We start from the raw sequence: 5,664 nt of genomic DNA, 5'->3' as shown, positions 1-5,664 counted from the left end.
CACCCGAACAGCCTGGAGACACCGAGCCGTTCAGACCAGCATCCGAACGGTGCGTCACATCACAACAGGGCAAAGGTTCTCTGATGCGGCACTAGGAACGGTTCGTTGTCACGGTGCTGGTCCTGGCGGAGAGAGCGGGCATCGAGGTGAACTGGCACCCGGCCGACGTGGCCGAGAGTGGCGAGTTCAAGGATGTTCAGGTCCCGACGGCCCTGGATTCTTCTGAGGGCGCGTGGGCAGCCGCACTTCGGCACAAGTCACGCGAGCTGGGCTGCTTCATGGCGAGCTGAGGCTGGTCGGCCAACATCCGAGGATGACTCGCAAGCCAGTGGAAAACGATGTCCTATGAGGAGAGCAGGACACGCTTGCGGAGGAGGTCGAAGCCGACTCGGCCGAACATCTGACGTTTGAGCATCTTGATGCGGTTGACGTGTCCTTCGACGACACCTGAGTTCCAGGGCAGGTGAGGCCGGCGATGACGGCGTGGCGGTCACGTTCGATGCCTGCGGCGAGGGTGTGGAGGGTGGGCAGGTCGTCCTGCCGGACGGCGTCGAGCCATTCGGGGAGCCGTTCGCCTTGGCGCTCGGTGAGCATCTGGGCGAAGGACCGGACATCGGGAGTCACTCACAGCTGTACGCCGGCAACTCGCCGAGGGTCGGGGTGCCGATGAGCGGCTCCCTTTTTCCGCACGAAGACGGCGCCCCGGCCATGTGGCCGCCTCAGGCGCTCTGCCGGGGTCGAGGGATCAGCGGTCGGTGACGGTGGTGTCGACTGCGTCCGGGTCCGCCTGATGCCAGTCACCCGAGGCGATGTCGGCGATGATGCGGCGCCAGCCATCGGTGCGGTGACCGCTGGTCGGAGCGTTGTCGTCGAGCCAGATCTCGGTGCCCACCGGGAGGGCCTCCTCTGGGCCTCCTTGGCCGCCGAGGGCCAGCGTGAACTCCGGGTCGGCGGGGTCGCTGCGGGTGTAGACGAGGCCGTCCTTCCGCCACGCCTCCAGGCCGAAGGCGGCCAGCGGGGCGATCCACCACGTGCCCGTGTCGGGGCGATGGAGCAGGAGGCGGTCGCCGGGCATGGGAACGTCGGTGTCATTCACCCGTGACGCCAGCTCCCTGATCCGCACGGCGGGTTCGACCTGCAGCCCGAGGTTGGTCCGCCGCGAAGCGGTCACGGTGAGCAAGTAGTACGGCACGGTGGGCCCCCGGCAACGCTTGCATGCGTCATGTCAGCCGTAGCCGATCACGCCGCGACGAGTCGTTGAATCTACGACGGGTAAAGCCGCCATCGGAGCGGGTAGTCCCACCGGTTCCTCCGCCGGCCGAGCGTCGGCCTTCACTCCAGCCCTCCGCTACGGCCGTGTCAGCCGGGGCCGGGTTGACTGACTCCCACGCGCAGCCGCTTGTTGTAGCCCGGGTCGTGGGGGATGAACGGGAACATGTCGCCGTGGTAGGCGCGCACATACCGCAGCCACCGGGCCTCGCAGTGGAAGCCGAGCATCGCCTGCATGACCGCCAGACACAGCAACTCGGAGTGGCTGAGCTTCGCCGGCCGTCCCGGCAATCGCGCGATACCCGCTCGCTCGTCATCGATCTTTACGTAGAGTGCGGTCACGAGGGTGTCCAGGTTCGTCGTCACAAACGATCATGGACACCCTCTCCTTGCGCCCGCAGGCATTGGGAAAGACTCGTCTCAGGCGTCGGGGGAGGACCGGTGGTCGGTGATGAGTTCCATGCGGGCAAGCATGAGGAAGTGTGGGAGGTCGCCGCTCTTGAGTGCGGCGCTGTCGAGGAGGGTGGTCAGCTCGGCTGCCTGCGCGGGGTCTGGAAGGCCGAGGGTCGGCACGGGGTCGGCGTCGAGGCCGCCCCGTACGTCGATCAGGCGGATTACGATCTCGTCGCGTTGGAAGATCGTGCTGCCGCTGATGGGGCTGCGCGGGTCGTTTGCCGCTGTCTCGTCCTGCTGGGCGAGCAGCCGGGCTAGGTGTGTCCCGCGGCCCGGCCGGGCCGGGTAGTACAGCGCGTGCCGCTCCGACTCGGAGCGCTCCTGATCGCCCGTCACATGGTGTACGGCGGGGACCGCCGCCCGGGTGAAGAAGACCCGGGCCGCCTCATAGTCGTTGAGGTCCAGCTCTTGCTCCAGATAGGGGTTGATGGCCTCGTGTACGGCCTGTACCTCGGGCTGCCGGGCGATCTGGCGCAGCGCCGCGCGCAGGTCGCCCTGTACCTCGATGGCCCGTACGACCCGGTTGCCGTGCATGAACAGGGAGGTGCGGCACAGCTGCGTGGTGTCGTCGACCTTCGCCTGGGGCGGGGCGTAGTTCGCGAGGATCTTGGCGACCTTCGGCTCGCTGCCCGGCTTGACGGTGAAGGTGAGCGCGTGGCGGATCTTGCCGTCGCCGATCCGGGGAGCCGCTTGGAGCCGGCGCGCGGCGGAGGCGGCAGCAGCCTGGCTCCCGGTCTCGCGAACGATGTGGAAGCGCAGGGACTGGGTGTCCCGGACACAGCTGCGCAGCGGTCGCACCATCTGCACGTGCTCCTGGCTGCTCACCCAGTCGAGGAAGGGCGGGGCGCTCTCCCATTCACTGGTGATCAGCCATTGGGAGGGATTCTCGATGGACTGGCAGAGCTGGTCACTGACGTGTCCGGGTATGGACGCGACCTGGCTGCACAGCTGTTCGTACGCTTCCAGGAACTGCTGCTGGGCTCCGTCGTAGACATCCACCAGCAGCACGACACGCAGCCCGGAGCCGTCGAAGACGGACTGGGAGACGCGTTTCGACACCTGTCGCGTCAGCGGTTCTGAAACACGTTCAGACGTTGTGGGTTCAGACGTTGGGGTCATCCTGCGCGCTTCTCCTTCACGAGGGGGCGGAGGCAACGTCGAGCCGCGGGTGACGCGACGTCACCGTTCCTCGATCGTGTGCCGGTCGCAGTCAGTGCGCGACTCGTATGGACCATGCGAGTGACGGGGCGCACGGACCGTCGACCTGATGAGGTTGTGTGGGAGCTGACCAGCTGTTTCGCTTGTCCTGCGAGAGAACGGTCCAGCCCGGAGCAGTTAAATCCGGCGTCCACCCGAGACGACACCCGGGCCCTCGGCCTGCCCGACCCCGGCCATCGACAACGAAAAGGGGTCGTCGACTTGGTCGATGGCCCTTCAAGAAAGATCAAGGTTAGCTGACAGCCAGTGAGGTCTTCGACGGAGAGAGGCGGACATGGGCGACGTGAACGAGGTAAACAGGCGGATCATTGGTCAGTTCCGGGCACACGGCGGGATCGTGGGAGGCCCCTTTAAGGGCAAGCATCTGCTGCTCCTTCACACGGTCGGCCGCCGGACCGGCCTGCAACGGGTGAACCCCCTGGTGTACGCGGCCGACGGTGACAGCTTCCTCGTCTGCGGCTCCTCGCGTGGCGCAAAGAAGGATCCAGCCTGGGTGGGCAACGTCACCGCCATGCCCGAGGTGACGATCGAGGTGGGTGAGGACATACTCCGGGCGATACCTACCGTCGTGACACACGCGTCGTCCGAGTGGGAGCGTCTTTACGGGATCTGGTCGGCGTATTGGCCGGACAGCGCGCACTACGAGACCCGGACGTCGCGCAGGTTCCCCATCGTGAAACTGGAGCCCGTCGCGTGAGCCTGCGTTTCCACGCCCACGGACATCGAAACCCCCGCGCCCCTCACCCAGCCCGCCCCCTGAATGGGTTCGTGCCAAGCTGAGGGTGCTGCTCCTGGTCTTGGAGTATGCGAACGGCGCAGCACCGGTCGGCACGACCGACGACGGCCGCTTTAGGCGACTCACCGTGCACCTGCCCGCCGAGTTACGCCCGCCGCCTGTTCAACGCCCGCGACACGGGCGCCAGCGACCAGCAGATGCGACAGATCATCGCCGAAGGATTTAAGGGCGTCTCTTTCCAGGACGACGGGAGCCCGCGCCATGGGACTCTCGGACGTTGCTATGAACGACATTGACTACATGGATTTCGAATTGGGAAAGAGGGAGAATTGCGCGCCCCGGGCCGGTGCTGTTGAGCCGAAGCATGGTGGTTGGTTGTCACACAGGCAGGCTTGTTGTCACCAAGATCGCAGCGCGGGCGCGCGCGGGCGGCTGACGGAATGAGACTGCTTCGGCTGGCACCAGAGCACTTCAGTCGGTAATCCGCTTGAACCGCAGTCGGGTGGACGTGGCAGGCTTGCGCGGTGATTGTCGAGCTGGCTCCCCGTTTTCTGACCTGGGGCGATGTGGATCCCACCCGTCATTTCTTCGACAGCGTATCGGCGCCGCAGGTGGTGCGGTCGCTCGGGCCTGCTGGGAGGGTGCCCAGCCGTCCTGACATCCCCTTCGGTGACCCGGCGATGAGTGCCTGGAGCTGGGGCGAGGGACAGTCCTGGGCCGACGCCATGTCGCACGCCCTCGCCGAGCGCTACGGCCGTTGGACCGTGGGCTGGCGCTGGTCGCACGACGAAGGCGACTTCGACGGAGGCCCCGTCGGGAACTGGTGCTGCCCGCGGGACTCGATCACCACACCGCAGGAGACGATCGCCCGTGTCGTCGCGGCGCTGTGTGAGTGGCGCGAGTGGCTGGAGAGTCTCGCCGGGTGGTTCGATGCGTACCCGTTGGACCTGGCCGAGGTCGAGGACCAGCGGATCTTGTGGGAGCGCGCCGCCCGAAACCTGATCCTGCAGGTGACCGACCGGACCGGCTGTGGAAGCGGCTGGCACGGACACTGCCGTCAAGTGCTCACCTGGTTCCTCAGCCGATGGGGCGTTACTCCTGACCTCGCGCAGGAACTGGTCGACGAGGCGATCGGCGGGCGATTCGCGAGCTGGACCGGCCCTGACCCGGTGCTGGTCGAGGATGTCGCGGAGCGCCTCGCGCTGTCAGTGCGGCCGGACGACGGCGCACGATCCGCCGGGCCAGCGCTGGACCACCTCGAGCGCTGGCTGGTGGTCCGCGAGACCGTGCCATGGCAGGAGGTTGCGGAAGACGGCCGGGACGAACCGGTGGTCCCGGCGCGCGATGGCGCAGCGGACGACGTACGCGCCTTCGACGGCGCTTTGGATCCCGCCCGTGCACAGGGCCTGCTGACCGCCCTGGAACTGTTGCGAGCCGACGCGGCGCGTGGCTCCTCCCTCGACTTCGAGCTCCTCCAGCGCTGGCAGCAGCATGTCCTGGGCACACAGCAACCGCCGGCGTTCCGCGACCTGCCAGCTTTCGCCAAAAGAGGTCGGGAACGCTACGGCATCGGCCCAGACACCCGAGCCCGCTTCGACGCCAGTCTGGCCGAGAGCGCGCGCAACACTGAGCGGCCTCTTGCCCTCACCGCCCGGGCGGCACGCGCCTATCTCGACGTGTGTTTCTTCCATCCCTTCGACGACGGCAACGCCCGGTCCGCCTTCCTCGCCCTCGTCTTCGTCCTCGCCCGTGAGGGCGTCGCGCTCGACAAGGTCAGCCTGCTGCGTCGCGTCACTTTCCAGGCCGATGAGCCGCAGGACGCGCTCACCCTCACGCGGTACGTCGACATCCACCTCGCGCAGACCCGACGCAACACCGTCTCCCTCGGCTCCTAGCTAGTGTGACGCGCCGGAAATGGCGAGTCTAAGTCTGTAGACTATTTCTATGTCGCATCGGGGTCCGCGTGCTGTCGAGGTCGTATTGTCCGA

Annotated in this window: 4 protein-coding genes and 3 pseudogenes; 3 read left to right on the top strand and 4 right to left on the bottom strand. The window is 66.9% G+C overall.

Features of this window, described 5'->3' with window-relative positions; translation table 11 throughout:
* Positions 1-343 precede the first annotated feature (343 nt).
* The 4 genes and pseudogenes from ACWDA7_RS49535 to ACWDA7_RS49520 all read right to left on the bottom strand — a co-directional run.
* Positions 344-624, bottom strand: a pseudogene (locus ACWDA7_RS49535) (transposase); the annotation flags it as partial.
* Positions 625-745: 121 nt separating this feature from the next.
* Positions 746-1,192, bottom strand: coding sequence for a hypothetical protein (locus ACWDA7_RS49530; protein WP_450614374.1), 447 nt, complete (start codon positions 1,190-1,192; stop codon positions 746-748).
* Positions 1,193-1,380: 188 nt separating this feature from the next.
* Positions 1,381-1,635, bottom strand: a pseudogene (locus ACWDA7_RS49525) (IS982 family transposase); the annotation flags it as partial.
* Positions 1,636-1,689: 54 nt separating this feature from the next.
* Positions 1,690-2,841 carry a SchA/CurD-like domain-containing protein gene (locus tag ACWDA7_RS49520; protein WP_450614372.1) on the bottom strand — a complete coding sequence of 384 codons (1,152 nt, stop codon included), beginning with the start codon at positions 2,839-2,841 and terminating at the stop codon, positions 1,690-1,692.
* Positions 2,842-3,214: 373 nt separating this feature from the next.
* Here ACWDA7_RS49520 and ACWDA7_RS49515 point away from each other — a divergent pair, with 373 nt between their 5' ends.
* From ACWDA7_RS49515 to ACWDA7_RS49505, 3 genes and pseudogenes are all read left to right on the top strand, one after another.
* A complete protein-coding gene (locus tag ACWDA7_RS49515) occupies positions 3,215-3,637 on the top strand; it encodes a nitroreductase/quinone reductase family protein (RefSeq protein WP_450614370.1) in 423 nt (140 codons plus the stop codon).
* A gap of 121 nt (positions 3,638-3,758) precedes the next feature.
* Positions 3,759-3,988 (top strand): annotated as a pseudogene (gene tpg / locus ACWDA7_RS49510) (telomere-protecting terminal protein Tpg); the annotation flags it as partial.
* 212 nt (positions 3,989-4,200) lie between these two features.
* The gene (locus tag ACWDA7_RS49505) at positions 4,201-5,571 is read left to right on the top strand and encodes a Fic family protein (protein WP_450614368.1); all 1,371 of its coding nucleotides are present in this window, start codon (positions 4,201-4,203) and stop codon (positions 5,569-5,571) included.
* Positions 5,572-5,664 lie beyond the last annotated feature (93 nt).

It is taken from the genome of Streptomyces sp. NPDC001156 (assembly GCF_053598275.1).
This window is presented reverse-complemented; position numbering and strand designations above follow the sequence as displayed.

Excerpts from the sequence above, each read along its gene's own strand:
- ACWDA7_RS49520 (WP_450614372.1), bottom strand. The coding sequence starts at position 2,841 with ATGACCCCAACGTCTGAACCCACAACGTCTGAACGTGTTTCAGAACCG.
- ACWDA7_RS49515 (WP_450614370.1), top strand. The coding sequence starts at position 3,215 with ATGGGCGACGTGAACGAGGTAAACAGGCGGATCATTGGTCAGTTCCGG.